A 24,855-nucleotide genomic window follows, 5' to 3' on the forward strand; every position below is an offset into this window, starting at 1 on the left:
GCTTTTACTTAACCTTGCGCCGCCGTTTAGTGTCGGATTTGCACCGCCGCTAACAGCAGTACATTGGCGATCCCGATCCGCAACGCGCGCTCATTCCGCCTGCCGGCTCGGCGGGGCGTCTCGCGGTGCTCGAGTGGCTCACGTTCGTCAGCACCGAGCTGCACAAGACGTTCAGCCCGTGTCGCAGCACGACCGGAGGTGCGTGAAACGCTGCTGGCGGAAGGGTTGCTGAAGGCCGACGCGGCCTGAAGTTCGATCGATGCCTATGTGGCCCGATGTGCCGCTTGGTCGGCAATGCGCAACCATGCGGCATGTGTTCCCTAAAGTGAGCGCGGCGAGGGTCTCCTGCGTTGTCTCCACCACGAGCAGGCCGGCGCACAAGCCCGGCTTCACCGTGGGATTCGGAAACACGATGCGCTCTTCGACGTGCCGCACCGCATAACGAGAGTCGCCGTCGCGCGCAAGCAGCGAACAATCGGGGCCATTTTTCCGAGCCTAATGCTGCTCTGGAATGTCGCCATCAACGATAACGGCGCTATAGTCTCCACCGCGCAGACGGTGAGACAGCGCTTCGCGATAAGCAGGGGTGTCGTACCAATGCTCCGCGTCCTCGAAGGATGGAAATTCGAGTATTACTATCGACTCGATCTCTGGGCCTTCGAGTACCTTGTGTCGTCCCTGAAATACTCGAATGGTCAAGGGATGGCCGATGGAAGCGGCTCGTGCTTTGGAAAGATAGGCGGCAATCTCTGCTGCGTCCAGGGTCGCCCTCCTGACAACTACAACAAAGGCGGTCACGGGTCCTCCACTCTATGTAGAAAATGAATACTGCACTTGAGCAAATCACCTGATGCTTTGTGTTACAGAGTTGGTCGACATCCGGATTCTCACTGGTCAGCGCTCCCTCGCGACCATCCAGGTTCAAACCCTTTCGAGAACATGGATTACACATGCTGAGCCACGCCCAATAGAGCCACCGACAACATGGGTAAGGCCCATCCGGGCGCCGACGACCTGTCGCGCACCTGCTGCACCTCGTAAATGAGTCGCCACCTCATATAGATTGGCGATGCCCGTTGCGCCGAGCGGATGGCCCTTTGACAGAAGACCACCTGACACATTAACTGGAATTCGTCCCCCGAGCGCGGTTTCCCCCGCATCGATCATTCGGCCCGCTTCCCCCTCGTTGCACAGACCCAGGTTTTCGTAGTGCACCAATTCGGCCGTTGCAAAACAGTCGTGAAGCTCCACAAGGTCCAGTGCATCAGGACCTATTCCAGCGTGTTCGTAGGCGAGACGTGCGCAGTTACGGGTGACCTCGTTGAAGTCGGGAATCGCAAACTCTTTCGGCGTATACGGTCCAGAAGTCATCTCCGAAGCGCGCACCCGCACCGCTCTCTCCAACAAGCCTAACCGCCGTGCGGCACTCTCCGAAGCAATCACGGCGGCCGCTGCTCCGTCCACGTTGATGGAACACATCAACTTGGTGTTGGGCCAGGAGATCATCTCCGCCTCCATGACTTCCCGCAGCGTTGTCTCACGCTGACTCATCGCCTTGGGATTCATGGTGGAATGGCGATGGTTCTTGACCGCTACCTTGGCGAACTGCTCGAAGGTAGTGCCGTACTTGCGTGCGTGTTCTACTCCAATCTGAGCGAACATCGCTGGCATGGTATTCGATCCGAGTACGCCTTCCTCGACAAAGCCGTCGGAACGGCCACTTCCGCCTAGCAGTCCGCGGCCCATTTGCTCTACGCCCACAGCAAGCACGACGTCGTACAGACCGGACTTCACGGCGATCAGCCCCTCTCGGAAAGCGGTGGCGCCAGTGGCACAAGCATTGGCCACATTGGTGACAGGAACGCCGGTAAGGCCCATCTCACGCAGAATGCGCTGCCCGACCATCAAATGGGCTTCCATCAGGTTGCCGCAATATAGTGCTTGCATGTCGCGGATCCCGAGCCCAGCATCGTCAAGTGCAAGCCAGGCGGCTTCCGCGCCGAGTTCGGGTACCGCGCGAGTCGGATAGCGGCCAAATGGGATCATGTCGATCCCGACAATATAAACGTCAGTCATCTGTGACCTCGGCGGGATGGGACGAAGTAGTAGGAGAGGAAGGGAGAGCCGTCCGCCGCCTTCTGGCCGGAATCGCGATAGACAATTTCCACTGGCATGTCGTAAGGCAGGGCACGAGGGTCTGGTGTCACGTCAGTTAGCGTACCTTTTAGTGTTCCGCCGCCATCCAAATTGACGATTGCTGCTACAAATGGGGTCATCACTCCCGGAAAGCTGCGGTGTACAACCGTATAGCTCCAGAGGCGACCGCTTTCAGCCAACTGGATGGATTCCAGATGCCCACGTGCACCACAGGCGGCGCACGCGATGCGTCTACCTGGCATGATGGCCCCACAATCCGTGCAGCGCGAGCCGACGAGATGTGCGCGGCCATCCGGTGCGACGACAAGAAAAGGGACTGCGGGCACCACCCTTGCAATGGAAGATTCAGAGAATATTTCAGAGCACATAATTGGCACTCCTGTAAATTGGTGCGAAGCGGGAGAAGTCAATTCTTAACCGCTTACCGAAGCGCGCCGTATCCGGTGGCCAGTCAAACCTGTGTTCCCGGCCGTCGCTTGCGTAAGAGTCGCCCTGTCGCTGAAGGTTCTGCGGGTGCAAAACGGAATCTCAGATCGAAGACGTCATAGAATCACAATGTAGAGCACTTGCTTCATCGAGGCAATAATTGGTATTCCTTAGTTTAAGAAATTATTCACTCTTACTGTGGAGACGGCAACTGAGACGCGCCTGGCACAACCCCGATCACTAACGCACGAGTTTTATAGGGTGCAATCTCCGGGCGGGAGTTATTGATCTCGCTTCGGGGGGGCAGAATTGGTTATTGGTTGAGAGAGTAGATGCCCAGCAGGTTATCTGGCGATGGAGTCTTATGGTGATTCAGGAGGAGCCTGGTGCGGTGCTCAGTGCTCTCCAGACTACCTTCGTCATAGCGCGAAGCCCATCGAGATCTGGAGTGTTCTTGCCAGCCCGACGTACAAAGATGAGCAAGCCCTGCAAGTTTGACGTGAGCAATGCGCCTCGCAGAGCGCAGTCCTCTGAAGACAATTCAGGATTGATCTTCGAGACCAGGCCTGCAAATATCTCCAGGTTTTGTCCGGTGATTTCCTCGAGCAGATCACGAGCGAAGTCCTCGTGCTCAGCCAAACTCCAGAGTTCAATCGCAAAGGCGCTGAAGTTGCTATTCGGCCGCGCCAGCGCGTTAAATGTCTCATCGGCAATCTTGTCAAGACGTGCCAAAGGCGTAAGCGAACTATCCCTGGACAGTTTGCGATACAAATCGAGGTAGCGGTCGCCCATTGCCTCGACGGTGGCCCGCAGCAGGTCTTCCCTTGTGCGGAAGTAGTGCTGAAGCGTGCTCAACCGAAGACCGGCCTCACTCGCGACACGCCGCTGGTTGAACGCCGCGTACCCATCGGTGGCGAAGGCGTTTATTGAAATCTCGAGGATTTCAGGCACGCGCGTGGTTCGGTTTCCCCGTCGCCTGGTCTCGCCGGCCGAATTGGTGGCGGACATATCTTCCGCCGTAATGGTCAGTTGTTTCATTTCTCTTCCTCGTCGCGGGATGGCCAAAGAACCCGAAGCGCCAATGGAACCTCGCTGAGCCTGCATTGAGCCAGGCAAAGATGCCACAAACGGGCGAGCATCGGCCACATACCTCACTATACTATAGGTCATGAAACCTGTAAAACATGTCAAATTTTTATGTCTGATAATTGTTTTTCGCCATGAAGTGGCGAATTTATTGGTGTTTTCCCGATGCGACTCGGCTTGCATCTCAGTCTTTTGACTACTATTATAGGTCCATAGACCGATAAAGACGAGCGGCCGGCCGTAGGGCGGACCCACTGGCGATCACGAGCCAGAAGGCACGCCACCCGGGGCCGGATGCGGAGAACCCGGGAGCGTTTGAGGAGCAGGAGATGGGTACGGAGGGGCAATCTTTGCGTTGGCTTGTCGACAAATGGTTGACGCCCGCGCCCGGGCGGACGATCAGACTGACGCGATGCAGCTATCCGGGCACTGACCACCATCGTTGCATCCGCATCGAGTCATCCCGGGCAGCGGGACCTTTCGAACTGTTCTTTTTCCGGCATGACGACGGTCGGTGGTGCGTGTTTCCTCCCGAGCGGGAGCGGCCCACGATGGGACGATACGGTCGTGTTGCATAGCTGGGCTGCCATGCATTGGTGGGGCTGTTTGAACCCTGGCATGTCAGTTGATCGACCGGCATCGAGAGTGTGCCGCCTTGTCAGGCGACAGTGTCAGAGAGATTGCTATTCCGTCGTTGACAAGGAACAAGGTGCCGTCCGTTCGCTGGTTGTTGTTGGGCCACTGATGCACCTATAAGTTCGCAATTGTGCCTGCGCGCCACAAGCTACCGTTGGTTATCGCAGCCTTTATTTAAGAAGTTATCCTTAGTTATGTTTGAAGAGCCGTTCGGTGATTTGTCGGGTGCCAGGGCTGCTTATGACATGGTCTGGGCGAACAATCCGGCCAACCATGTCGCACCACCTCTGTCTGCCTGGAGGTGCCAGTGGCAACCACACCAGCGATAGTGGAAAGACCGGCGGTTTTTAAAAAGAGAAAGACAGACAGGAGATGCTTAGCATGGTCACCCCCCCAACGGCTCCCCGTGAACCGGATGTAGTCGACCGTCCGTATGTGCGCGGCAGGATGAATTTCACCTGGAACGTCGCACGTGCGACGTCGAATCTGCTTGACACATCCAAGACCTGTCGTTCGCTTGAGACCCGTGAGGCCAGGATCTGGGACGCTTGCTCCACCCGGGGCAGTCTGGACCTGGGCAGGGAAGGCTTCGTGCTGCTGGATCACACCAGCAGCGTTTCGCACCTTCGGGATATCAAGCAACTGGACAAGTGCGAGAGTGCGCCATGAAGCGGTCATCGGTAATACGTTCTGCCAAATCGGTTGCTCTTATCTCATTGCCACTTGCGGTTGCAACGCAATCTCACGCATTTCAAATTGAGACTCCAAATCCTGATTTGGAAATACACTGGGACAATACGGTGTCCTACAACGGTGGAGTGCGCGTACAGGGTCAGAATCCCGCAATTCTGAACAATCCGAATTTTGGGATATCTGATAAGAAGTTTGGGAAGGGCGATCTGTTTGAAAATCGCGTCGACGTGCTATCCGAGTTCGAGCTGATCTACAAGAATCGGTACGGCTTCAGGGTCAGTGCAGAGGGTTGGTATGACGCCGCCTACCACAACACATCGGTTGGGCCTGCTGCCGGACCTGCGTCAGTTGGAATACCATCGACGTACATAAACAACACATATTCCAGCTACATCGACAAGTATTACCGTGGACCCGGCGGCCAACTGCTCGACGCCTTTGTATTCGGAACGTTCGACGCCGGTTCCATACCAATCAGCGTCAGACTGGGGCAGACATCTGTCTATTGGGGCGAAGCACTGTTCAACACCGCCAACAGCATTGCGTACGCGCAAGGACCGATTGACATCAACAAAGCAATCACGAGTCCAGGCGCCAAATTGAATCAATTGTTCCTGCCGGTCAGCCAACTGTCTATGTCCGCCCAGGTAACCCCCTCATTGTCGTTGGCTGGTCAGTATTTCCTGGACTGGATACCAAACCGCTATCCCGAAGGAGGGACCTATTTCGGAATCACAGACTTCCTTTTTAATGGGCCTGACCGACTCTTCACGGGTTCGTCGCAGCAACCGTTCTTACCCCGGTTGTCTGCTCTGACGCCCCATTATCAGGGTAACTTTGGTGTAAACGCGCGTTGGCGGCCGGACTGGCTTTCGGGCGGTACCATCGGCGTCTACTTTCGCCGTCTGGCGGAGACGGCGCCTTACGAGGCGCCGCTAATCACCTCATCCGGCTACCGGCTTGTATATAACGACAACGTCAAGCTATATGGCATCAGTTTGAGCAAGTCGATCGGCGACGTCAGCGTAGGCAGTGAAGTTAGCTATCGAGCTCATACAGCTCTAGCTAATGTCGGTATCGATCCGGCAACGAAGCAAGGTCCTATCGGTGACGTCATCAATGGCCTATTGAATGCTACGTATATCCTGCCGCGGACTCCTCTATGGAGCACCGGCTCAGTTGCCGCCGAGTTGGCGTATACGCATCTGCAACGGATTACAGCTCAGCCGCAACTCTATAACGGAGTAGGGTCTGTTGCGTGCCAAAACGGTGGGACAAGCACGGGTTGCTCGACTCGCAACGCCGTCGCACTCACTGTCAACTTCGCGCCGCAATACCTTCAGGTGTTGCCGGGTGTGGACCTGACTATTCCGATAACCGTTTCGACCGGACTCGCCGGCACCGGGCCGACGAACGGTTCGAGTTTTCAGCAAAGCTGGTCGTGGCAGATCGGTGCATCGGCAGTGATCCGACAGAAGTATACGGTCGCGCTGTACTACGGCGGCTTTCATAGCCGATATCAACAGACGAGTTCCGCGGGTGCTCCCCTGGCAACAACGACCGGAGCGGGCCCCTATATGTACAACGATAAAGGATATGTGTTGTTAACGCTGCAGGCAGCGTTCTGACAGGAGGAGTGAAATCATGGGTTCAATTAAGAGTGCGATTGCAATGTCGGTGGCGATTCTTGTTGTGGGACACGCTTGCGCAGAAGTCACCGATAGCGAGGCTAAGGCGCTCGGAACAACATTGACGGCGTTCGGTGCAGATCCTAAGGCGAGTGCGGACGGCCTGGTCTCTGCATATACAGGCGAACCGATCAAGCCGCCGGCTAGCTATAAGGAGGGGAGTGGACGCTACCCCGACCCGTTTTCAGGTGAGAAGCCGGTGGTCTCGATAACGCAGAAGAACATGGCGGAGTATAGCGATAAATTGACGGAGGGCACGAAGGAACTCCTGAAGCGCTATCCTGATTTTCGAGTCGACGTATTCCCCTCACATCGGACCATGGTCTACCCACAATGGGTACTCGAGAAGACGAAGGAGCTGGCCCGCACCGCGAGTCTGAGTTCCGATAATTTGAACGTCGAGAACGCTTGGGGCGGCATTCCGTTTCCAATCCCAAAGCGTGGCGCGGAGGTAATCTGGAACTTCACGCTTGCTTACACACACTTCTCTCACGACGGCTTGAACAGCGCTTTTTTGGTCGACTCTTCTGGGAACGCGACGGAGGTCGGACGCAACAGGGTGATGGCCTACTCGGCTTACTACGATCCCGCCGCGAAACCAGACAAGTGGTATAGGAAATGGACTACCACATTTGTCGGCCCGCCGTCGTCGGTGGGGCAGAAGATCCTGGAGTGGCTGCCGTTGAATTATCAGCACGATGACGAGACGATCTATGCCTATACCCCCGGACTTAGACGTGTACGTCTCGCACCGGAGCTTACCTATGACACTCCCGTTTCCTTTATTGGTGGAGCTGAGCTTGGTGATGAGGTCAATCTATGGGACGGCAAGATGGACCGGTTTGATTGGAAGATTGTTGGAAAGAGGGAGATGATAATTCCTTACAACACTTATCGGTTTCACTTTGAAACGCCATTGAGCCAGATGCTCGGAAAGCACTTCATTTCACCCGATGCGCTGCGATGGGAGGTTCACCGGGTCTGGGTGGTGCAGGCAGATTTGAAGCCTTCAGCGCGTCATGTTGTTTTACGGAGAACATACTATGTGGACGAGGACTCGTGGGCAATCGTCGCCACGGATGCATATGACCACTCTGGCAATATCTATCGCGCCGGCTTTGGGCCACACTTCGTTCCGTACGGAAGCGTTCCGGATCAACCATTTCTCAATCAGTTTATTTACGATTTCTCAAAGGGAAACTATTCGATGGCTGGCATTGAAACCCCCAGTGGATTTTATAAAGTCTTGCCGGACGTGCCATTTAAGTCGGGGTTGACTCCGGATGCGCTGGCCGGTGCAGGCGTGCGGTGATTGAAGTGTCTGTGAGACGCAACCGCAAGTGGTACGGAAGCAGACTCTGACAAACAGTACCTGGTGAAGAAACGGGAATGTCAAATGCCTACTAGACTCTTGCTATTCGTGTTGGGTCTCACCTTCTCTTTCTGGGCGTCGGCGACCACGGGTTTTGTTGACCCGCTTGTTACTGCCGCGCCCAGTGTATCGCGTCCTTCACGCTCGCCGTTGACTGCGATCACCACTGCTGGAGACCGGCTGGTCGCTGCAGGGTGGCGCGGGCTGATCATGTATTCCGATGATGGCGGCAAATCCTGGAGGCAATCCTCGGTGCCTGTTTCCGTGGATCTGACGGCGGTTGCATTTCCGACTCCAACCGACGGTTGGGTAGTTGGGCATGATGGCCTCATATTGCATAGCGACGACGCCGGCAAGACCTGGCACAAACAAATGGCTGGGGTGGAAGCGAGCAAGCTGACGATCGCGTACTACCAGAAAAAAGTCGAGGAGGGAGACCAGCAGGCACGTTCGCTGCTCGAGGATGCGCGAGCGCACGAGAAGGATAACGCGAGTATCCCGCTCCTGTCGGTTCTTTTCCTGGACGCCCGAGAGGGATTCGCGGTTGGATCGTTCGGCTTGTCAATGCACACATCAGACGGTGGCCAGCATTGGCTGCCTTGGAGTGACCACATGGATAACCCGGAGGGACTTCACCTGTTCGGCCTATGCGAGCTGAACGGCAGTTTGTACATTGCGTCGGAGAAGGGAACAGTGTTCGTACGGCGACCGGGAGAGCAGCAGTTTGTCCGCGAACTGACGGGGTATCGAGGCAGCCTCTTTGGGGTAGTCGGCGTTCGAGACACCGTCGTTGCCTACGGGCTACGCGGCACGGCATTCAAGTCGATTGATGGTGGGCGAACGTGGTCAGCGGTTTTGACTGGGACGGGCGCGACTATTACCGCAGGAACTGCATTGCCTAACGGACGACTGGCTTTGGTTGACGTTGTCGGCTTGGTTACTCAGAGTGATATCGGTATCGCACGATTTTCGCCGATGTCAAGGATAAATATGCCGATGCTCACTGGAATCGCCTCGCCCAAGCGGCAAGGATGGGTGGTAATTACAGGAGTCGCGGGGAATCAGGTCGTGGATGCATACACGGCTCCGTGACGGTTTCCGCGAAACGGATTTTATACCAACTGTGCAGCGGTTCTTAACGGTTATCGCGATGAGGACGTAAATGGAACCGATATTTGATAGTTCCGGTAACTTTCCAGTTGTGAGTAAACTGGATGAATTCGACACCGCCAGCGGCGGCCCTTTGGAGCGGATGATTTTCAATCATCGGCGGTGGATCGTGCTCGCGTTTTTGATAGTTTCCGCGCTTCTCACGCTTAGTGCTAGCAAGCTATCTATTAATGCAAGCTTCGAAAGTATGATTCCTCAGTCCCACCCCTATATTAGGAACTATCTTGATAATAGGGATGCCCTACGGGGGCTAGGAAATTCGGTGAGAATTATAGTTGAATCAAAAAGCGGGACGATTTTTGACGCAGATTATATAGGAAAGCTAAAGCAAATAAATGACGCATTGTTTTTACTTCCTGGTGTCGACCGGTCATGGATGAAGTCTCTATGGACTCCTTCGGTTCGCTGGACTGAAGTTACCGAGGAGGGGTTTCAGGCAGGTCCTGTGATGCCGGACCACTACGACGGATCCGAGGAGGCGCGATCGACCTTGGGGGGCAATATTATACGCGCTGGTCTGCTTGGAAGTCTGGTTGGGAAAGACTATAAGTCGACGATGATTGTAGTGCCGTTGGTTGATGCGGATCCTGCAACCGGTAAGCCGCTGGATTACGTTTCATTTTCGAATGAAATCAACAGGAGGGTGCTTAGCCAGGCAGACAGTCATACAACAATCCACGTTATTGGATTTGCGCAGCTGGTGAGTAATCTAATTCACGGATTGCGGCAGTTCTTCCTCTTCTTTTGCATTTCCGTAGCAATCGCTACCGCAATTGTGCTCTGCTATACCCGCTGTTGGCGCAGTACCACTATATTGGTGGGAGCTTCCTTGGTCGGCGTGATCTGGATGCTCGGGCTGATGAGGTTTTTAGGATATACGTTGGATCCGTATTCGATATTGGCTCCGTTTCTGATATTTGCCATCGGCCTCAGTCACGGGGCGCAGAAGATGAACGGGATCATGCAGGACATTGGGCGTGGCGTTCACAAGTATGTGGCGGCTCGATACACGTTCCGTAGGTTGTTCGCCACAGGTCTTACCGCATTGCTGACAAATGTTGTTGGATTCGCAGTGCTGATGGTAATTGACATTCCGGTGATAAGGGAGCTTTCAATTGCGACAAGCGTTGGTGTATGCGTACTCATTTGCACGAAGTTGATATTGGTTCCTGTGGCGCTTTCTTACGTCGGAGTGAGTGAGAAGGCCGCGACAAGGTCAGTGAGCGAGAACTCGAAGGGAACAGGAATTGGGCGACGCCTCGCGCGACTGCTGACGCCCTTTACTGCGAAAAAAGGCGCAACCGTCGCTGTCATTTTGGCAGCACTGATGGGCGCCTCTGGTTATGTGATCAGTCGACACCTGGAAATTGGGGACCTCAATTCCGGGGCGCCCGAACTTCGACCGCGGTCGCAATACAATCTCGACGTGGCGTACGTTACTCAGCACTACGGGTTCACAGACGATCAGTTCGCAGTTATGGTCAAGACGCCTTCCGGAGGATGCAGCAAGTTCGAGACGCTGCTCGAAGAAGATCGACTGGGCGTACAGCTCATGAATACGCCAGGCGTGGAGGGCGTCACCTCTCCAGCGGCACTCGTTAGAGGCATTTCCGCAGCCAACAACGAAGGAAATCCGAAATGGATGACGATAAGTCGCGATCCGTTGGTGATTGCACCGGCGATGCAACAGGTCATCGCCAACTATCCGGAGCTAGTTAACAGTGACTGTTCCGTTGTCCCGATCATTGCACATTTGACGGATCATCGTGCCGAGACGTTAGGGAGAATGGTACGAACGGTTCAGGCCTTCGCATTGCAACACGATGCTCATGACAGAAAATTTTTGCTTGCGGCAGGCTCTGCGGGGATAGAGGCGGCCACCAACATCGTAGTTGAGCAGGCAAACCATTTGATTCTGGTTCTTCTGTATTCTGCCGTTGTGGTGCTGTGCTTTATAACGTTTCGAAGTATTAGCGCAGTCGTGGTCGCGGTAGTGCCGCTTGTCCTGACCTCTGTGCTTTGTGAGGCGTTGATGGTGGTACTCGGGATCGGTGTAAAGGTAGCGACGCTCCCGGTCATCGCTTTGGGGGTTGGCGTCGGAGTCGACTATGCACTCTATCTTCTGAGCATCCAGTTGGCACTGCAGCGGCGAGGTGCCACGCTCGCGGAAGCATATCAAGGAGCAGTCGAATTCACAGGAAAAGTAATAGTGCTTGTCGCTCTGACGCTCGCAGCCGGCGTGGCGACATGGGGGTTCTCTGCGATCAAATTCCAGGCGGATATGGGAATCCTCCTGATGTTTATGTTTCTCTGGAATATGGTCGGCGCTCTCGTTTTGATTCCTGCACTATCGCATTTCTTGCTGAGAGGGGTTGTACAGAAGAGGAATCAACCACTGGACGTACCCGCTTCGGATAAGGGCCGAAGCTTGGACACCACGGTGGATGATGCAGTGTTGACGGAGCCGGCGAGTCGATCTATATGAATCGTGGGGTGCGAAGAGTGGGAGCTGGTTTTTTCACGACGTCGTCTCGGGCAGACCTGGAGCGTCTAACGGGCGGGCTGATCGGATCGACATGCATTGATTTGAAATCGTGGTGATCGACAGGCGTCTGACGGACTTGTCGACGCATTGGGTGTATGGGCGTTATGTCGGCGGAAAGGCAACTCACTTATATTTAGGAGGATGTATGCAAAATGAGGAAAGCTGGCGAGACATTGAGGAAATCAAACAATTGAAGGCCAAATATGTCCGTTACGGCGATACCCAGCAATGGGAGAAATTTAGAGAGCTCTTCACGGAGGACTTCGTAGGCGTGTATGAGGTCATTCCACGCTCCTCCAGTGAAGAGTCCAATACGGCGACCATCGAGGGCCTGGATAAGTTCGTCGTAGGGATGGCGGTTTTGCTCAAAGGAGCTCGCACCGTACATCAGGCCTTTCTCCCTGAAATTACATTGACTAGTCCGACAACCGCAGAAGGTATCTGGGCGATGCATGACTGGGTGCAGATGCCGACCAGCGAATTTAAAGGATGGGGTCACTATCACGAGCGATATGTGAAGGTTGACGGAGTTTGGAAGATCGAATACAGCCGAACCACACGGCTTCGGACGTGGGAAAAATTCATCTGAAGACTGGAGGGCAAGGATGTTCTTTCATCACATTTGCATTGTTACGACCGATCTCGACCGGCAGGTGGATTTCTGGCAAAACATTATGGGTTTTAGTCTTAGGGTACGGACGATCATCCCAGATGGGGAGAATTGGGCGCCGACTGTCCTGGCACCTCGCGCGTTGCTAGAGGATCTCTATAAGACACCCGGCGCAAAGGCAGACGTTGCGGTCATGGTCTCAGAACAGGGCGCAATCATGGAACTGCTTGCACCAATAGTGCCAGAAGTTCAGAAGACACCAGCTGATAAGTTGCTTTATAGAGATAGCGGAATTCGTGAGATTGCCCTCGCAATTGAAGGCATCGATGCGTTTTATAACAAGGTGCGCGCGGCCGGCTACAAGACTCAAACAGAGTATGTTTGGCCTGCCGCCAACTTGGGGAGAACGTTCATTTTTTACGATCCCGATGGAAATATGATTCAGATGTGGGAGCATAACCCCGATGCTGTTGATAGCCTTCGCGCAAACTGACCTAACTCTAGAAAGGACATGCCGTGAGAGTGGTGGAACTTACCGGTGTCGGTGTTGAGGCGCTGCGGGTAACGGATCGTAAAGAGGGAGTTGTTGCTGCCGGCTTGGTCCGTCTCAAAGTGAAAGCGATCTCACTTAACTATCGTGACTTGTTCGTAGTCAAGGGATATATGCCAGTCCAATACCCGCTTATCCCGCTATCGGATGCCGTCGGAGAAGTGGTCGAGGTAGGTGCTGGCGTAACTCGTGTGAAGACCAGTGACCGCGCAATTGCGACCTATTATCCCGATTGGCTCGATGGCACGATCGCTCCGCATAAGTTCGAAAGGGACCGCGGGGGCACATATGACGGCGTTGCCACAGAATATCTGGTCGTCCCCGAAGCTGAGCTTATCAAAGTACCGGATTTTCTCAGCGACGCCGAGGCGGCGACGCTTCCCTGTGCCGGGGTTACTGCCTGGTCGGCGATAACCGAGAGTTCGAATATTAAGGCGGGAGACGCTGTCCTCGTGCAGGGCACTGGCGGTGTGTCCTTAATGGCGTTGCAATTTGCCATGGCCGCGGGCGCTGAGACTTTCATCATTTCGTCGAGCGATGCGAAGTTGGAGCGCGCGAAGGCGCTTGGTGCGCATCACACAATCAACTACTCTCACACTCCCGGTTGGGGGAAGCTTGTGTCGGAGCTGACGGGTGGGCGCGGCGTTGACCTCGTTGTGGATGTGGCGGGCTCCACACTTGGTGAATCGCTCGTTGCAGTGGCCAATGGTGGGCATATCTCACAGGTCGGCATTCTCGGAGGGGTGGAGGCGAGCCTGCCCATTTACCCGTTGATGACCAAGTCTGTTCATATCGACGGGATCATGTCCGGTAGCCGGGATGCGGCGGAGGTCATGATGCGCGCTATCGCAATCGGGAAGGTCAAGCCGGTGGTCGATAGCGTTTTCGGGTTCTCCGAAATTCGAGACGCTCTCGAACATCTGGACAGCCGCAATCATTTCGGCAAGATCGTCATCGCGGTTGATTAACAGGCACGCGGATCAGGTCCATGACGGAGGTACCCGAGGTTATGCGACGAATGGAAAGTCAGGAATCTGCTCGATCGTCTGATCTCCTGGACCGTTACCGTGCCGGTCTACTGCTTTCCGAAACACTCGTTGTCAGTAGCCGTTTCACCCGGACGCCGAGACGGCGATCGTGCCGGTTTTGGCAACCGGATTGTCAGGCGGTTCGAGAATCGGCTTCGGGTCTCGCCAACTCGCGTCTTCGAACTTTTGAAACTATATGCGCTGCGCATGCCCAAAGCGGACCTGGGCGTCAATGAAGATATGGGGTGCACACTATGTCTAATTATCTTGTTTACATCTGCCAGGCGGTGAGAGACCGGGCGGGACTTGAGCGCTACTGGCGGGACGCGCCGGCGGTCTATCCCAAGAATAATGTCGATGTGCTCGCAGGGTATGGCCCCTGCAAGGTGCTCGACGCAGATCTGAATGAGCGCGTCGAGGGAGTTGTCATAGCTGAGTTCCCTCCCTTTGAGCAGACGGTCGAGTGGTTCAACGGTGACGCATACGTCCAGGCCCGCAAAGACCGAACGAATGGCAACGACTATCTCGGCATGGTCGTGGAGAGTGGGGTCGCTCCTGTCAGTCAACGCAGCGCTGACAAGCCTGTCTACGTCGTCGCCATTTGCCGTGAAATAGTCGACCAGGGGGCGCTCAATACCTATTGGCAGCGCGTGAATGAAACGCTGGCGGATTACGGGGCCCAGGTTCTAATGGATCATGGCCGGTTCTTGATCCTGGAAGGACAGGGTCCCGTGCAGGGAGTAACGGTCTATGAGTTCCCCTCAAGGGACGCCGCCAAAAGTTGGCATGACAGCGCGGCGTATCGGGAGGCCCGGCAACATCGGAGAACGAGCGCAAAGTATCTGGTCGTCCTGGCAGAAAGCGGAGTGCCGCCCGTCGAGCAACGGATGCCGCACACCAGAGTGGCTGGCTCAACGACGCCCGGGTAAATTTTAAGGTTCACGTCGTCGGCAAACGCTGGCACATTACGGCAGGTCGCAACCGCAACATCGAGGAAACGGCGATCGTCCTCATCGGCCTGTTCGAGGTCGACGAGATGCAGCGCGCACGCCAGGCCCTCGAACGATTCCAGCAAACTATTGCATCTACCGGTTGAATCCGCCCTTCCTGTTCCAAGTGAGCCTTCTCAACCCGTTCAAATACCGCTGATCAGGTCGGTTCGGTCAACCAGAAGTGCACCGAACGCTGCGTTTTACGTTGCACAACCATCGCCCGCGGCAACACCTGACTACCGTGCATCACGTCGCGTACGCGACATCAACGATGTACACGGAATACTGGCGACCGTCTGCACCTCAAGGTGCCGGCTTCGCCTGCCCATTCTGGCCTGCGCTCATCACCGCGTTTCGTTCCGCTCGATGTTTGGCGGCAACCTTTTCTTGCGCAGCCTGAAGATCTGCGGGATATGAACCGTCGTCGCCCTGGGACGGGTTGTACCCTGCAGCCTCCAGTTCGTAGAGTTCTTGCATGACCTCTGCGCGCGTGACTCTATGTGTCGGCGGCTCAGGCATGGTTTGCGCAAACACGCCAGCCGAAGTCGACATCAGAATCGCGCCTGCGACCACCAGGTTGCGCAACGACTGGTCGAATAACCGAATTTGTGAGACTGATTTCATGGCGATACTCCTGGTGTTTCAAGGTGCTGGTTCGCAGGATAGAGAGGGCGGGCCGAGAATCAGATGAACGACAGTGACTCAGCGTTGGCTCGAGCTAACAAGATGGATCTATTCATTTCAGATTCCTTAGTATCTGGTGAATATTGCGAGATATGCATTTGAGTTAACCACAGTTGGTCGACGGATATTCCCGGGTTTGTGAAAAAGAACGCGGGCACCCTGCAACACGCCAAATAATTTCGATCTAGATGGGAATAAACGTGCAACGGCCCTGGTAAACGCCTTCATCCGGCCTCGTCGTCAAGCCGGATGGAGCCACGCGCGAAGGACCAGAACGTCGGGTGACGTCGAGCAGGTCGCGCATGGTTGGAACACGGACATCCATGGTGCGGATGCGCCAATTTCTTGCGGGTTAATTGCAGGCTATCTGGGGATCACTCAATGAAGAAGCAACTTCTGGCATTAGCAACTTTGTGCCCGCTGGCAGGTGTCGTCCATGCGCAAAGCAGCGTGACGTTGTACGGCCTGATCGATGAAGGATTCGAGGCCGTCAGCAATGTACCGGTGGCTGGCAAGACCGGCGGCGGTACCAAATACGCGCTCGATGCCATCAACGGACTGAACGGCACACGATGGGGTCTGCGAGGCACCGAGGATCTGGGCGGTGGCCTTGCCGCGATATTTACGCTTGAGAATGGTTTCGACCTCAATACCGGCAAGCTCGGGCAGGGCGGCGCGGAGTTCGGCCGCCAGGCTTTCGTCGGCTTGAGCAGCAGCCGGTTCGGCACGCTCACGCTCGGTCGTCAGTACGACAGCGTGGTGGACTATCTGGGCAACTTCGAATTCGGCGATTCGAATGTTGGTACAGCGCACTCGGCTCACCCAGGCGATCTGGATAACTTCAATAACAGCCGTCGAACCAACAACGCGATCAAGTTCAGGAGCATCGATTACTCAGGGTTGACGTTCGGCGGCATATACAGCCTGGGAGGCGTGGCGGGGTCGTTTACGACGGACCAGGTCTATTCGCTCGGGGTGGGCTACAAGCAGGGGCCGCTGGCCATGGGCGTGGCTTACCTGAACGTGAAGAACCCGGCGGCTTCGCTGTTCGGCAGCAACCCGGCCGATACGGCAACATCCAATGGACTGACGGGCACGCCGGTGTTTAGCGGCTACGCTACGGCGCAGTCGTATCAGGTTATCGGCTGGGGCGGTTCCTATGCGCTCGGAGCTGCTGTGTTCGGCGCAACCTATTCGAACATCCGGTTCGGTGATATCGCGGCGCTTGCGCGCAGCACGGCGGTGTTCAACGACGCCGAAGCTAGCTTCCAGTATCACGTGACGCCCGCTTTCCTCGCGGGTATTTCTTATAACTACACGCGTGGTAGCGAGGTGACGGGCAAGGTCGGCGGCGTGAACTACAACCAGTTCGCCATCGGTGCGAATTACACGTTGTCGCCGCGCACCGACGTTTATGCAGCGGTCGTCTATCAGACGGTCAACGGCCGGGATTCGACGGGAGCGCCCGCCGTCGCAAACGTGAACGGCGTATCGCCGTCGACTAATCAGCATCAGGCGGTGGGCCGGTTGGGGATCCGTACGCGGTTCTGATCGTCACACGTCGGCGCGTGACGTAACTGTCGCGCTATCCATACCCGATCCATGCCTTGATCAAGATTGACGATACGTCTATGAAAAACTCCTTCCTGAACGGCTCCACTGCACGCGGCGCCGTCGCCGCGTTGAGTCTCGCGATCGCGCAACTGGCGAACGCCCATGCCTATCCAAAACGTCAGGTGCCGCCGCCTGGGGCTAGCATGTCTGTTTCGCCCAGGGAGGTGTCGATCGATTTCGATGACGGACTCGAAGCGGCATTTAGCGCGATCACGGTGACGGATGTACAGCGGAGGTCCGTCACGCTTGGTAAGTCGATGGTCGATTCGTCGAACCCTAAACACATGGCGGTGCTGCTGAACCCGCTAACGCCCGGTGTGTATACGGTCACATGGGTTGCGGTCGCTGCCGACGGGCATCGCACGGAAGCCGAATACACCTTCACGGTCAAATAGCGGCGATCTTGCCTGGCGTTGTGTTTGCATTAGGAGTTCAGTGATTCTTTCTGCAATCTTCGGCGCTCAAGTCCGTTGCGCGGCTTGTTCAACGTAGCCTTAAAGGAATTCCCTGCTGATATCGACGCTCGAGCGTTGGCCGATGTGGTGGTAGTTCTCCTCGAGCCATGCCCCGGCCTCGGTTCGTCCCCGGTCACGCAAAGAGCAGAGGAAGTTCCAGTCGGCGTTGTACTTGCTCGACACGCCGAGTGCGGCCATTGTCTGGTCGGACCGAATCGAGTGGATCAACATTTCCTTCATCCCGCCGGGCTCGATCCTTCTTTGCTGGATCAACTTGGTTACGAAAGCGATTGCGCGCATCTCTCGCATCAGTGACGAATTGAAGCTCACTTCGTTCATGCGGTTGAGGATGTCGGCCGGCGTGGTTGGTACGCCGGGGCGCACTATCGGATTGATGTGGACAATCACTACATCGTGTGTTCCGCAGTTATAGATCAGAGGGAAAATTGCCGGGTTACCGACATAGCCTCCGTCCCAGTAGTGTTCTCCGTCGATTTCTACTGCCTGAAACAGTGTCGGGAGACAGGCCGAAGCAAGCACAGCCTCTATGCACAGTTCCTCGCCGGAAAAGATTCGTATTTTGCCGGTCTCAACGTTAGTTGCGCATAGATATAGGTGTATCGGGCAATGTCTGCGCAGCGCGGCGAAATCGACGTGTTGGTTCAGTATGTCGCGCAGCGGATTCATGTTGTGGGGATTGAACTGGTACGGTGACAGGATGCGAAGAACGATGTCCGCCATGAGGTACATGGACGAGTGGTCCAGTCCGAGCGTGTGAGCTCCTTTTAACCACGGTATCTTGCCGAAGGGGTCGTAGCTCTCCGCCGATTGTGCAACGGCGCGCCAGAAGTCGTGCAGCGCCTGGCGCGCGTTTTCGGAATCACCCGTTAGTAGACCGTGGGCCAGGACGGCGGCATTCATCGCACCTGCACTGGTGGCGCTGACGCCTTCAATTGAAAGCCGGCCGTCCTCCAGCAGGCGGTCAAGCACGCCCCAGGTGAACGCTCCGTGCATTCCGCCGCCTTGCAGTGCGAGTGCGATCGTCTTCTGCGCGACCGGCAGCTTCCTGTTCGTCGTCGCCATCGGAAACCTCCTCAATGCCGGGTCCAGCCACGCCCCCGACTAGCTACCCGTCCCGGCCGTTCTCGCACGCCTATGATCAGGCGGCGCGACCAACACTGGATCCAGTCAGGGTGCCGTTGATGGCCCGCCAGCGCGCATTCGAATCAGCCACGTGACATGCCTGGATTCGATGGCGATCAGACTTCCGATTCAATGCAGTCAGCTATCTGCAGTACATCATGCACCAACCCGGCTCGTCTTGACCCTCAGTTCTTCGGCGGCGGCACGACATTGGTCCTCACGCCGGCTAGTGGCGATCCGTATCCACCAGACTGCGCATTGTTCGGCAAACCATTGGCGAGTTGCGCCCGCGGATCCGTCGGATTCAGATTCAGCTCTCCCGCCTGCCGATCACCGTGGGTGGGATACTCGCTCCCGCGTGCAGCTTGTGGCGTCAACCGGGTGCTGTTTTCAGGCGAGTTGATATCGTCATATGGGCTGAGACCTTGCGCCGCGACGCTGCCCGCGGCGATACACGATACCGCTAGCAGGAGTCCTCTCAATGCCATCAGTGCTCGCGGCCCGCCCGCTCTCTTGAATACGCTTTTCATGTCAAATTCCTCCATCGCAGACCTCAGACCGTTTTGCGATACGTAATGAGTAGACGCTGTTTCGTCGCCGGATATTCCCGCAGCCTGTGAAAAAATGGAAATTTCCACGATCGAAATACCTAAGAAAAGAGATCGACTGCGGTGTGAGTAAACGAGCCGTGCTCTCGTTGACGGGTCATCCGGCCATATCTTCAGGTCGGATGGAGCGATACCGCGCGGGGCGGGTCCAGAGAGTAGGGAATAAGGATGACGGTTCAGTGGTTTACCCATGCAGAGCGCTGTGTGCTGGAGTCGAGTGGATCGCGGCCATCACGCGCTCGAAAACCAAGGAGTAGCATCATGAAATCGAATTCGCTTAATCGGCTTGTTGGTCAATCCGCGCGTAGTTCGCTCGTCGTGAGTGCGGTGCTGATGGCAACGTCAGCCTGTGTGTACGCGCAAACGTCGGCGGAGCCCGGCACGCATCAGGTCACCCGTGCCGAAGTGCGGCAAGAACTCAAGGAGTTGGCGTCGGTCGGATATCGCCCTGTTCCCAATGATCTCTACTACCCAGAGGACATTCAGGCGGCGGAACAAAGGTTGGAGGCCAAACATCAAGCGCAACAGGATGCGCTGACGGGGGGAAGCCAGATGGCGCAGACGAAGCACACGCCATGAATGCGACGGATTGCGCGTACAGGTCGCACACGGTTTCTCGAGGCCGGGCAGGGTCGGTTTGAGGTTCGCCCATCGATAGTTAAGAACAACGCTTTCGGCTTGACGAGGAGCGCAGGCAAAAAGGTGCAGGTCTCGCGTTGCTCAGCAAGTGACAACCGGGCCTTGCGTGCTGCTGGTAGAAAACGCCACGACGCAAGGCGTCTGGCAAGTAGACAACGATAGTGATCGGCATCGGAGGCGCACCGTTTTTGCGATGCGCCTCTGTCTGCAATCACCAGCCATCTGCTATGCAAATTTGTCGCACTTGATACCAGACATGGGGAGAGTTGCCATTCAGGAGCCGAAGAACGGCTGGCAGTAGCTGACTGGACCTACGCATTCATTGCTGCCGGCCTGGGGCAGGGACGTGCATCCCGCAGCCATCAGTCCCGCGAAGGCGGCAGGGAGCCAGACTGCGCGGCGGATGCGCGACGAAGCTTTCCTGCCTACGGGCCGGCTGCGCAAACCTGGAATGCCGTTCGCCGCCTTGTGGTCGCGGGCTGCGCCAGCGCTGTACGCGCTGGGGATCGGGCTTTCACGAAGATCAAACTGGTTCATTTTCGCATCTCCTGTATTCAATTGGGGGGGGGCTGCAGGTCCTTGCACCTTCAGGCGCGGCCTCGCATGGCCATGAGCATGTCTAATCGAGGTGCACAATTGGTTAGCTATGTAGACGCTGTTTCGTCGCTGGATATTCCCGCATCTTCAATAAAACACACTTGGCCGACAGCAAAATCAGTTCGCCGTCGGCTCGTCAGCATCAGGCGGCGGATCGGTATTGGTCACCGATTCTGATCACGTCGCGGTTACGTGCGTGACAATGCGATCCTGGTACGCGGCCACCGCAGCCAACCAGGGTGCGAACCGGTTGCGCCGACCCCACGACCACATTCGAAATGTGCAGCGAGCGGGAATAAAACGGAGGACCCGGCAGTCTATGTATTGAATCCAGTCCGGAGGCCCGTCGGATAATCTGGCGGGCTACCTCCTGAACCTTAGTCGAGAGGGCACTATGTCGTCAGATATTCCATCCGATCCGTCGCGCCGCGGCGCGTTGAAATGTCTTGCCTTCGGTGGCGTAGGCACCGTGTTTGTCCTGGCCGGCGGTATTCTCACGCCGGTGGAACTGGCCCTTGCCGCCACGGCGAAGGATTCGTCGGTTGCTTCGGGCGTTCCCCTGTTCCTGCAGATCAGCGACACGCATATTGGTTTCAATAAGGAAGCCAATCCGGATGTCGTGGGTACGCTCAAGCAGACGATTGATTTTGTCAACGCCATGCCGGTCAAGCCGGCGCTGACGATTCACACAGGCGACATTACCCATCTTTCCAAACCGGCAGAGTTCGACCTCGCGGCCCAATTGTTGTCGGGCCTGAATATCACCGAGCTGCATACCGTGCCCGGCGAACATGATGTGACAGACGGGCCAGGGACGGAATACTTCAACCGTTTTGGTCAAGCCTCGGGCAATAAAGGCTATTACAGCTTCGACCACAACGGCGTGCACTTCATCGGGCTCGTCAACGTCATGCATTTCAAGCCGAATGGTCTGGGAGGCTTGGGCGACGATCAGCTCGCCTGGCTGGAGAACGATCTGAAGGGGCGCTCGTCCAGCACGCCGATCGTCGTCTTTGCGCACATGCCGATGTGGACGATTTACGAACCGTGGGGGTGGGGCACCGGCGATTCTGGCCAGGCGATGAGCTATCTGAAGCGCTTTGGTTCGGTCACCGTCCTGAACGGGCATATCCATCAGATCGTGTCGAAGGTGGAGGGCAATATCACCTTCCATACAGCGCGCTCGACGGCGTATCCCCAACCGACGGCCGGCAATGGCCCCGGCCCCATGCCGCTGACGGTGGCGAGCGATCAGCTTCCGAGGATGCTTGGCGTGACCAGCATCAAGATCGCGCGCCACCCGCTGAAGGCGACACTTGCCGACACGACACTCGTCTGATTTCGGACACCACTCACCCACAAGGATCCTAATCATGCGAACCACTTTCTTTCGTCTCGCCTTCGTCGTCTCCCTCGGCATCGGGATGCTGATGTGGGGAATCGCTTCCGATTTCGCCGTCGCGCAGGCGCAGGAGGCCAATGCGGTCATGATAAAGAACTTCATGTTCTCGCCGATGTCGCTCACGGTCAAGGCTGGCTCGACCGTGACCTGGAAAAATCTCGATGGCGAACCGCATGCGGTTGTCAACGATGCCGGCCTGTTCCACTCCGGCCCGCTCGATCAGAACGACACCTTCCAGTTCAAGTTCGATAAACCCGGTGTCTACAAGGTATTCTGCGGCATTCACCCGTATATGAAAGCGACGATTACCGTCAATTAGGTGCACTCTCTCCCTGAGCTCATGCCGCCAGAGGTTGAGTAACTGTCCGGAAGAAGGCGCGAGGGGGGAGCTCCGTGCTGCGCACTATCAATGCAGGTGCGCAGCACGGATTATCACGTTCCGAATTGTGACGCTGCGTCGACTTAAGGTGTCGGCTTCGTCTGCCCGGTCTGCCCCAGGCCCATCACTGCACTTCTTTCCGCTTGATTTTTGGCGGCAACCTTTGCTTCCGCGGCCTGAATGTCGGCGGGGTAGTCAACGTCGTCGCCCTGGGCCGGGTTATACCCGGCCGCCTCCAGCTCTTCGAGTTCATGTCGCACTTCCGCGCGAGTGAGCTGATGTGCGGCAGGGGCAGACGAAGATTGCGCATACACGCTGGCTGAAGTTGCCATCAGCACCGCGCCCGCGACAACCAATGCACGTAGTGGCCGGTCAACAAACTGATTCATTGAATCCGATTTCATGGTGGTGCTCCTTGCTTCCTGGGATGCCGATTCCCGCGAAGATCGGCCTGGGCTGCACATGATGCGAGCGGTGGTGAGAGGACGGGACGCAGGCGTGCCGTCATTCGCCAGGGAAGATCAGGCGGGACAAAACGCATGTTCAATTGGTAGTGCTGTCCTTCATGGCTGCGCGCTGTTGCGCAAGATGCTCCTGCTTCATGCGGGCGACCTGTGCCGCGAAGATCGGATTGACATCCGGGTACGAGGTATCGGTGACATAGTTCAGGCCGTTCTGCTGCGCTTCGATCAGTTCCTGATAGACCTCGGCGCGTGTCTTGCTCTGGGCAAATGCGCCCGATGACATGAGAACGGACAGCGACATGGCGGCAATGGCGAGCTTCTTCATTTCAGACTCCTGATAATAGCGTGCGGTATGCAATGAGTAGACACCACTTCGTCATCAGATATTCCCGAATCTTCGATAAAAGAATCGGCCTGACTGTGCGCGTCAGCTTGCGATCGGCAACATATATCGGATGGCTGGTCGGGGTGATGTCGGCCTACGCCGGAGTACTACTGAGCGATTTTGACCGGCGGGGAATAAAAACGACGTGCTGGCGGTTTGATTACTGTCGGTCACGGATTACGGTTACTGCGGGAATTTCACATGGCCGATCCAGTCAGCGCGCAGCGCTTTGAGAAGCTCGTGTTACCTCATATGAATTCCGCCTTCAATGTAGCGCGATGGCTGACGCATAACGACCAGGACGCCCAGGACGTGGTGCAGGAAGCGTATCTGCGCGCGTTCCGTTTTTTTGGCGGATTCCGCGGCGACGATGCCCGTGCCTGGTTGCTAAGCATTGTGCGCAATACCTTCTACACCTGGTATCAGCAGAACCGGGGCCACGCACCGGATACGTTGGAGTTTGAGGAAGATATGCATAGTCTTGAGACGAGTACCGCTGATCACGACGACAATCCTGAAGCGATGCTCATATGCAGCCAGAGCCGGAGGCGGGTACACAAGGCGTTGCAGAGTCTGCGTCTGGAATACCGTGAGGTGATCGTCCTGCGGGAGCTGGAAGAATTGTCGTACAAGGAAATCGCCACCATTGTGGGCATCCCGATGGGGACCGTGATGTCGCGCCTCGGACGGGGCCGCCAGCAACTTGCGGCACTGCTCGCCCCGACGGATCAGGAGGCGTGATGGATCACGAACAGGCCTTCGAATTGCTGCCCGGCTATCTCGACCAGGAATTGAGCCTGTCCGAGGCGCTCGAATGCGAGCGCCATCTGGCAGGCTGCGAGCAGTGTCAGCAGGTCTACTCGCAGCACCGCCAGGTGAGTGCGCAGCTCAGGCGGGCGGATTTGCGCGTCGAGGCGCCCGCGGAACTGGTGAAACGCATCAAGGCGGCGTTGCCGGGGCGGCCATCGCTTTGGCAACGGCTGGTTGAGCTGTTCGGTTGGCGCAGCGGCGGTGGGTCATTGGGCTGGGCACCAGTTGGTGCGATGGTGATGAGTGTGGTCGCGCTGACGTGGAGCGCGGGGTTGTACCTCTCGGTGCCGTCGAGCGAGACGCGCCTGAGTCAGGAACTTGTGGACAACCATATCCGCTCGTTGCAGTTCAACCACCTCTCGGATGTGATTTCAACCGACCGGCACACAGTGAAACCGTGGTTTGACGGCAAGCTGGACTTTGCGCCACCGGTGGTCGATCTGGCGCAGCAGGGATATCCCCTGGTTGGTGGGCGGCTGGATTACCTGGACGGGCGGCCGGTGGCCGTGATGGTCTATCGGTACAAGCTGCACCCGATCAATCTTTATGTATGGCCGGGCGGCGACGCGGGCGCCACGCCTCATATCTATCAGCGGCAGGGCTATCATCTTGCGCACTGGAGTGCTGCAGGAATGAATTACTGGGCAATTACCGATGCCGGGAACATGGAACTGAACGGCTTCATCACGGACCTGCGAGCGCATCCCGCTTCCTAGGTGGCG

Annotated in this window: 26 protein-coding genes and 2 pseudogenes; 17 read left to right on the forward strand and 11 right to left on the reverse strand. The window is 56.4% G+C overall.

The genetic code is table 11. The annotated features are described in order from the left end of the window. Positions 1–56: 56 nt before the first annotated feature. Positions 57–179, forward strand: a pseudogene (locus M0D67_RS39580) (glutathione transferase GstA); the annotation flags it as partial. Positions 180–327: 148 nt separating this feature from the next. Here the strand turns inward: M0D67_RS39580 and M0D67_RS39585 are convergent. The 5 genes and pseudogenes from M0D67_RS39585 to M0D67_RS39600 all read right to left on the reverse strand — a co-directional run. Continuing rightward, positions 328–471, reverse strand: a pseudogene (locus M0D67_RS39585) (succinylglutamate desuccinylase); the annotation flags it as partial. Positions 472–495: 24 nt separating this feature from the next. After that, positions 496–798, reverse strand: a complete 303-nt coding sequence (locus tag M0D67_RS39590; RefSeq protein ID WP_266242926.1) for a DUF1330 domain-containing protein — start codon at positions 796–798, stop codon at positions 496–498. Between the two features lie 123 nt (positions 799–921). Next, complete coding sequence (locus M0D67_RS39595) at positions 922–2,076, reverse strand: thiolase family protein (RefSeq protein WP_266242927.1); 1,155 nt, start codon at positions 2,074–2,076, stop codon at positions 922–924. After that, positions 2,073–2,525, reverse strand: a complete 453-nt coding sequence (locus M0D67_RS42195) for a Zn-ribbon domain-containing OB-fold protein (RefSeq protein ID WP_367892361.1) — start codon at positions 2,523–2,525, stop codon at positions 2,073–2,075. The genes M0D67_RS39595 and M0D67_RS42195 overlap by 4 nt, the downstream gene beginning before the upstream one ends. A 430-nt stretch (positions 2,526–2,955) precedes the next feature. Beyond that, positions 2,956–3,621, reverse strand: a complete 666-nt coding sequence (locus tag M0D67_RS39600) for a TetR/AcrR family transcriptional regulator (RefSeq protein WP_266242929.1) — start codon at positions 3,619–3,621, stop codon at positions 2,956–2,958. A 1,065-nt stretch (positions 3,622–4,686) separates the two neighbouring features. Between M0D67_RS39600 and M0D67_RS39605 the strand changes: the two genes are divergently transcribed. The 9 genes from M0D67_RS39605 to M0D67_RS39645 all read left to right on the forward strand — a co-directional run bounded on the left by M0D67_RS39605 (position 4,687) and on the right by M0D67_RS39645 (position 14,890). Continuing rightward, on the forward strand, positions 4,687–4,974 hold the full coding sequence (locus M0D67_RS39605) for a hypothetical protein (protein ID WP_266242931.1): 288 nt from the start codon (positions 4,687–4,689) through the stop codon (positions 4,972–4,974). Beyond that, a complete protein-coding gene (locus tag M0D67_RS39610) occupies positions 4,971–6,626 on the forward strand; it encodes a DUF1302 domain-containing protein (protein WP_266242934.1) in 1,656 nt (551 codons plus the stop codon). Before M0D67_RS39605 ends, M0D67_RS39610 begins: the two co-directional genes overlap by 4 nt. A gap of 16 nt (positions 6,627–6,642) precedes the next feature. Further along, complete coding sequence (locus tag M0D67_RS39615) at positions 6,643–7,998, forward strand: DUF1329 domain-containing protein (RefSeq protein WP_266242936.1); 1,356 nt, start codon at positions 6,643–6,645, stop codon at positions 7,996–7,998. Positions 7,999–8,082: 84 nt separating this feature from the next. Continuing rightward, positions 8,083–9,150, forward strand: coding sequence for a YCF48-related protein (locus M0D67_RS39620; protein WP_266242938.1), 1,068 nt, complete (start codon positions 8,083–8,085; stop codon positions 9,148–9,150). 70 nt (positions 9,151–9,220) lie between these two features. Then, entirely contained in the window at positions 9,221–11,713 is a 2,493-nt protein-coding gene (locus M0D67_RS39625; protein ID WP_266242940.1) for an RND family transporter, read from the forward strand. A gap of 205 nt (positions 11,714–11,918) precedes the next feature. Further along, positions 11,919–12,362: a nuclear transport factor 2 family protein gene (locus tag M0D67_RS39630; RefSeq protein ID WP_266242942.1), complete on the forward strand. Its 444-nt coding sequence runs from the start codon at positions 11,919–11,921 to the stop codon at positions 12,360–12,362. Between the two features lie 16 nt (positions 12,363–12,378). Continuing rightward, positions 12,379–12,876, forward strand: coding sequence for a VOC family protein (locus M0D67_RS39635; protein WP_266242944.1), 498 nt, complete (start codon positions 12,379–12,381; stop codon positions 12,874–12,876). Between the two features lie 23 nt (positions 12,877–12,899). After that, entirely contained in the window at positions 12,900–13,901 is a 1,002-nt protein-coding gene (locus M0D67_RS39640; RefSeq protein WP_266242946.1) for an NAD(P)-dependent alcohol dehydrogenase, read from the forward strand. Positions 13,902–14,215: 314 nt separating this feature from the next. Continuing rightward, on the forward strand, positions 14,216–14,890 hold the full coding sequence (locus tag M0D67_RS39645) for a DUF1330 domain-containing protein (protein WP_266242948.1): 675 nt from the start codon (positions 14,216–14,218) through the stop codon (positions 14,888–14,890). A 366-nt stretch (positions 14,891–15,256) separates the two neighbouring features. On the opposite strand, the gene M0D67_RS39650 is transcribed toward M0D67_RS39645, so the two are convergent. Continuing rightward, positions 15,257–15,577: a DUF4148 domain-containing protein gene (locus M0D67_RS39650; RefSeq protein WP_266242951.1), complete on the reverse strand. Its 321-nt coding sequence runs from the start codon at positions 15,575–15,577 to the stop codon at positions 15,257–15,259. Positions 15,578–16,018: 441 nt separating this feature from the next. Here M0D67_RS39650 and M0D67_RS39655 point away from each other — a divergent pair, with 441 nt between their 5' ends. Together M0D67_RS39655 and M0D67_RS39660 are read left to right on the forward strand one after the other, a co-directional pair. Further along, on the forward strand, positions 16,019–17,188 hold the full coding sequence (locus tag M0D67_RS39655) for a porin (RefSeq protein ID WP_154559164.1): 1,170 nt from the start codon (positions 16,019–16,021) through the stop codon (positions 17,186–17,188). An 80-nt stretch (positions 17,189–17,268) separates the two neighbouring features. Then, positions 17,269–17,646 (forward strand): copper resistance protein CopC, encoded by a 378-nt coding sequence (locus tag M0D67_RS39660; protein ID WP_266242953.1) that lies wholly within the window; start codon positions 17,269–17,271, stop codon positions 17,644–17,646. Between the two features lie 99 nt (positions 17,647–17,745). Here M0D67_RS39660 and M0D67_RS39665 read toward each other — a convergent pair whose 3' ends face one another. Both M0D67_RS39665 and M0D67_RS39670 read right to left on the reverse strand, forming a co-directional pair. Then, entirely contained in the window at positions 17,746–18,789 is a 1,044-nt protein-coding gene (locus M0D67_RS39665) for a patatin-like phospholipase family protein (protein ID WP_266242955.1), read from the reverse strand. A 245-nt stretch (positions 18,790–19,034) separates the two neighbouring features. Continuing rightward, positions 19,035–19,337, reverse strand: coding sequence for a hypothetical protein (locus tag M0D67_RS39670; protein ID WP_266242981.1), 303 nt, complete (start codon positions 19,335–19,337; stop codon positions 19,035–19,037). 381 nt (positions 19,338–19,718) lie between these two features. Here M0D67_RS39670 and M0D67_RS39675 point away from each other — a divergent pair, with 381 nt between their 5' ends. After that, positions 19,719–20,036, forward strand: coding sequence for a DUF4148 domain-containing protein (locus M0D67_RS39675; RefSeq protein ID WP_266242958.1), 318 nt, complete (start codon positions 19,719–19,721; stop codon positions 20,034–20,036). 333 nt (positions 20,037–20,369) lie between these two features. On the opposite strand, the gene M0D67_RS39680 is transcribed toward M0D67_RS39675, so the two are convergent. Further along, entirely contained in the window at positions 20,370–20,633 is a 264-nt protein-coding gene (locus M0D67_RS39680; RefSeq protein WP_266242960.1) for a hypothetical protein, read from the reverse strand. Positions 20,634–21,087: 454 nt separating this feature from the next. Between M0D67_RS39680 and M0D67_RS39685 the strand changes: the two genes are divergently transcribed. Further along, a complete protein-coding gene (locus M0D67_RS39685) occupies positions 21,088–22,032 on the forward strand; it encodes a metallophosphoesterase (RefSeq protein ID WP_266242962.1) in 945 nt (314 codons plus the stop codon). An 85-nt stretch (positions 22,033–22,117) separates the two neighbouring features. Then, entirely contained in the window at positions 22,118–22,414 is a 297-nt protein-coding gene (locus tag M0D67_RS39690) for a cupredoxin family copper-binding protein (protein WP_233464776.1), read from the forward strand. 143 nt (positions 22,415–22,557) lie between these two features. Here M0D67_RS39690 and M0D67_RS39695 read toward each other — a convergent pair whose 3' ends face one another. Both M0D67_RS39695 and M0D67_RS39700 read right to left on the reverse strand, forming a co-directional pair. Further along, positions 22,558–22,878, reverse strand: coding sequence for a DUF4148 domain-containing protein (locus M0D67_RS39695; RefSeq protein WP_266242964.1), 321 nt, complete (start codon positions 22,876–22,878; stop codon positions 22,558–22,560). 139 nt (positions 22,879–23,017) lie between these two features. Beyond that, the gene (locus tag M0D67_RS39700) at positions 23,018–23,263 is read right to left on the reverse strand and encodes a DUF4148 domain-containing protein (protein WP_171925962.1); all 246 of its coding nucleotides are present in this window, start codon (positions 23,261–23,263) and stop codon (positions 23,018–23,020) included. A 261-nt stretch (positions 23,264–23,524) separates the two neighbouring features. Between M0D67_RS39700 and M0D67_RS39705 the strand changes: the two genes are divergently transcribed. After that, complete coding sequence (locus M0D67_RS39705; RefSeq protein ID WP_154559154.1) at positions 23,525–24,064, forward strand: sigma-70 family RNA polymerase sigma factor; 540 nt, start codon at positions 23,525–23,527, stop codon at positions 24,062–24,064. Continuing rightward, positions 24,064–24,849: an anti-sigma factor gene (locus tag M0D67_RS39710; protein ID WP_266242968.1), complete on the forward strand. Its 786-nt coding sequence runs from the start codon at positions 24,064–24,066 to the stop codon at positions 24,847–24,849. The genes M0D67_RS39705 and M0D67_RS39710 overlap by 1 nt, the downstream gene beginning before the upstream one ends. The last annotated feature ends 6 nt before the right edge of the window (positions 24,850–24,855 follow it).

Source organism: Paraburkholderia sp. SECH4 (assembly GCF_030511745.1).
GTDB lineage: Bacteria > Pseudomonadota > Gammaproteobacteria > Burkholderiales > Burkholderiaceae > Paraburkholderia > Paraburkholderia madseniana.

Excerpts from the sequence above, each read along its gene's own strand:
- M0D67_RS39600 (WP_266242929.1), bottom strand. The coding sequence starts at position 3,621 with ATGAAACAACTGACCATTACGGCGGAAGATATGTCCGCCACCAATTCG.
- M0D67_RS39670 (WP_266242981.1), bottom strand. The coding sequence starts at position 19,337 with ATGGCATTGAGAGGACTCCTGCTAGCGGTATCGTGTATCGCCGCGGGC.
- M0D67_RS39705 (WP_154559154.1), top strand. The coding sequence starts at position 23,525 with ATGGCCGATCCAGTCAGCGCGCAGCGCTTTGAGAAGCTCGTGTTACCT.
- M0D67_RS39615 (WP_266242936.1), top strand. The coding sequence starts at position 6,643 with ATGGGTTCAATTAAGAGTGCGATTGCAATGTCGGTGGCGATTCTTGTT.
- M0D67_RS39660 (WP_266242953.1), top strand. The coding sequence starts at position 17,269 with ATGAAAAACTCCTTCCTGAACGGCTCCACTGCACGCGGCGCCGTCGCC.
- M0D67_RS39680 (WP_266242960.1), bottom strand. The coding sequence starts at position 20,633 with ATGAACCAGTTTGATCTTCGTGAAAGCCCGATCCCCAGCGCGTACAGC.
- M0D67_RS39635 (WP_266242944.1), top strand. The coding sequence starts at position 12,379 with ATGTTCTTTCATCACATTTGCATTGTTACGACCGATCTCGACCGGCAG.
- M0D67_RS39675 (WP_266242958.1), top strand. The coding sequence starts at position 19,719 with ATGAAATCGAATTCGCTTAATCGGCTTGTTGGTCAATCCGCGCGTAGT.
- M0D67_RS39620 (WP_266242938.1), top strand. The coding sequence starts at position 8,083 with ATGCCTACTAGACTCTTGCTATTCGTGTTGGGTCTCACCTTCTCTTTC.
- M0D67_RS39605 (WP_266242931.1), top strand. The coding sequence starts at position 4,687 with ATGGTCACCCCCCCAACGGCTCCCCGTGAACCGGATGTAGTCGACCGT.
- M0D67_RS42195 (WP_367892361.1), bottom strand. The coding sequence starts at position 2,525 with ATGTGCTCTGAAATATTCTCTGAATCTTCCATTGCAAGGGTGGTGCCC.
- M0D67_RS39665 (WP_266242955.1), bottom strand. The coding sequence starts at position 18,789 with ATGGCGACGACGAACAGGAAGCTGCCGGTCGCGCAGAAGACGATCGCA.
- M0D67_RS39695 (WP_266242964.1), bottom strand. The coding sequence starts at position 22,878 with ATGAAATCGGATTCAATGAATCAGTTTGTTGACCGGCCACTACGTGCA.
- M0D67_RS39710 (WP_266242968.1), top strand. The coding sequence starts at position 24,064 with ATGGATCACGAACAGGCCTTCGAATTGCTGCCCGGCTATCTCGACCAG.
- M0D67_RS39630 (WP_266242942.1), top strand. The coding sequence starts at position 11,919 with ATGCAAAATGAGGAAAGCTGGCGAGACATTGAGGAAATCAAACAATTG.
- M0D67_RS39645 (WP_266242948.1), top strand. The coding sequence starts at position 14,216 with ATGTCTAATTATCTTGTTTACATCTGCCAGGCGGTGAGAGACCGGGCG.
- M0D67_RS39610 (WP_266242934.1), top strand. The coding sequence starts at position 4,971 with ATGAAGCGGTCATCGGTAATACGTTCTGCCAAATCGGTTGCTCTTATC.
- M0D67_RS39650 (WP_266242951.1), bottom strand. The coding sequence starts at position 15,577 with ATGAAATCAGTCTCACAAATTCGGTTATTCGACCAGTCGTTGCGCAAC.
- M0D67_RS39595 (WP_266242927.1), bottom strand. The coding sequence starts at position 2,076 with ATGACTGACGTTTATATTGTCGGGATCGACATGATCCCATTTGGCCGC.
- M0D67_RS39700 (WP_171925962.1), bottom strand. The coding sequence starts at position 23,263 with ATGAAGAAGCTCGCCATTGCCGCCATGTCGCTGTCCGTTCTCATGTCA.
- M0D67_RS39685 (WP_266242962.1), top strand. The coding sequence starts at position 21,088 with ATGTCGTCAGATATTCCATCCGATCCGTCGCGCCGCGGCGCGTTGAAA.
- M0D67_RS39690 (WP_233464776.1), top strand. The coding sequence starts at position 22,118 with ATGCTGATGTGGGGAATCGCTTCCGATTTCGCCGTCGCGCAGGCGCAG.
- M0D67_RS39655 (WP_154559164.1), top strand. The coding sequence starts at position 16,019 with ATGAAGAAGCAACTTCTGGCATTAGCAACTTTGTGCCCGCTGGCAGGT.
- M0D67_RS39625 (WP_266242940.1), top strand. The coding sequence starts at position 9,221 with ATGGAACCGATATTTGATAGTTCCGGTAACTTTCCAGTTGTGAGTAAA.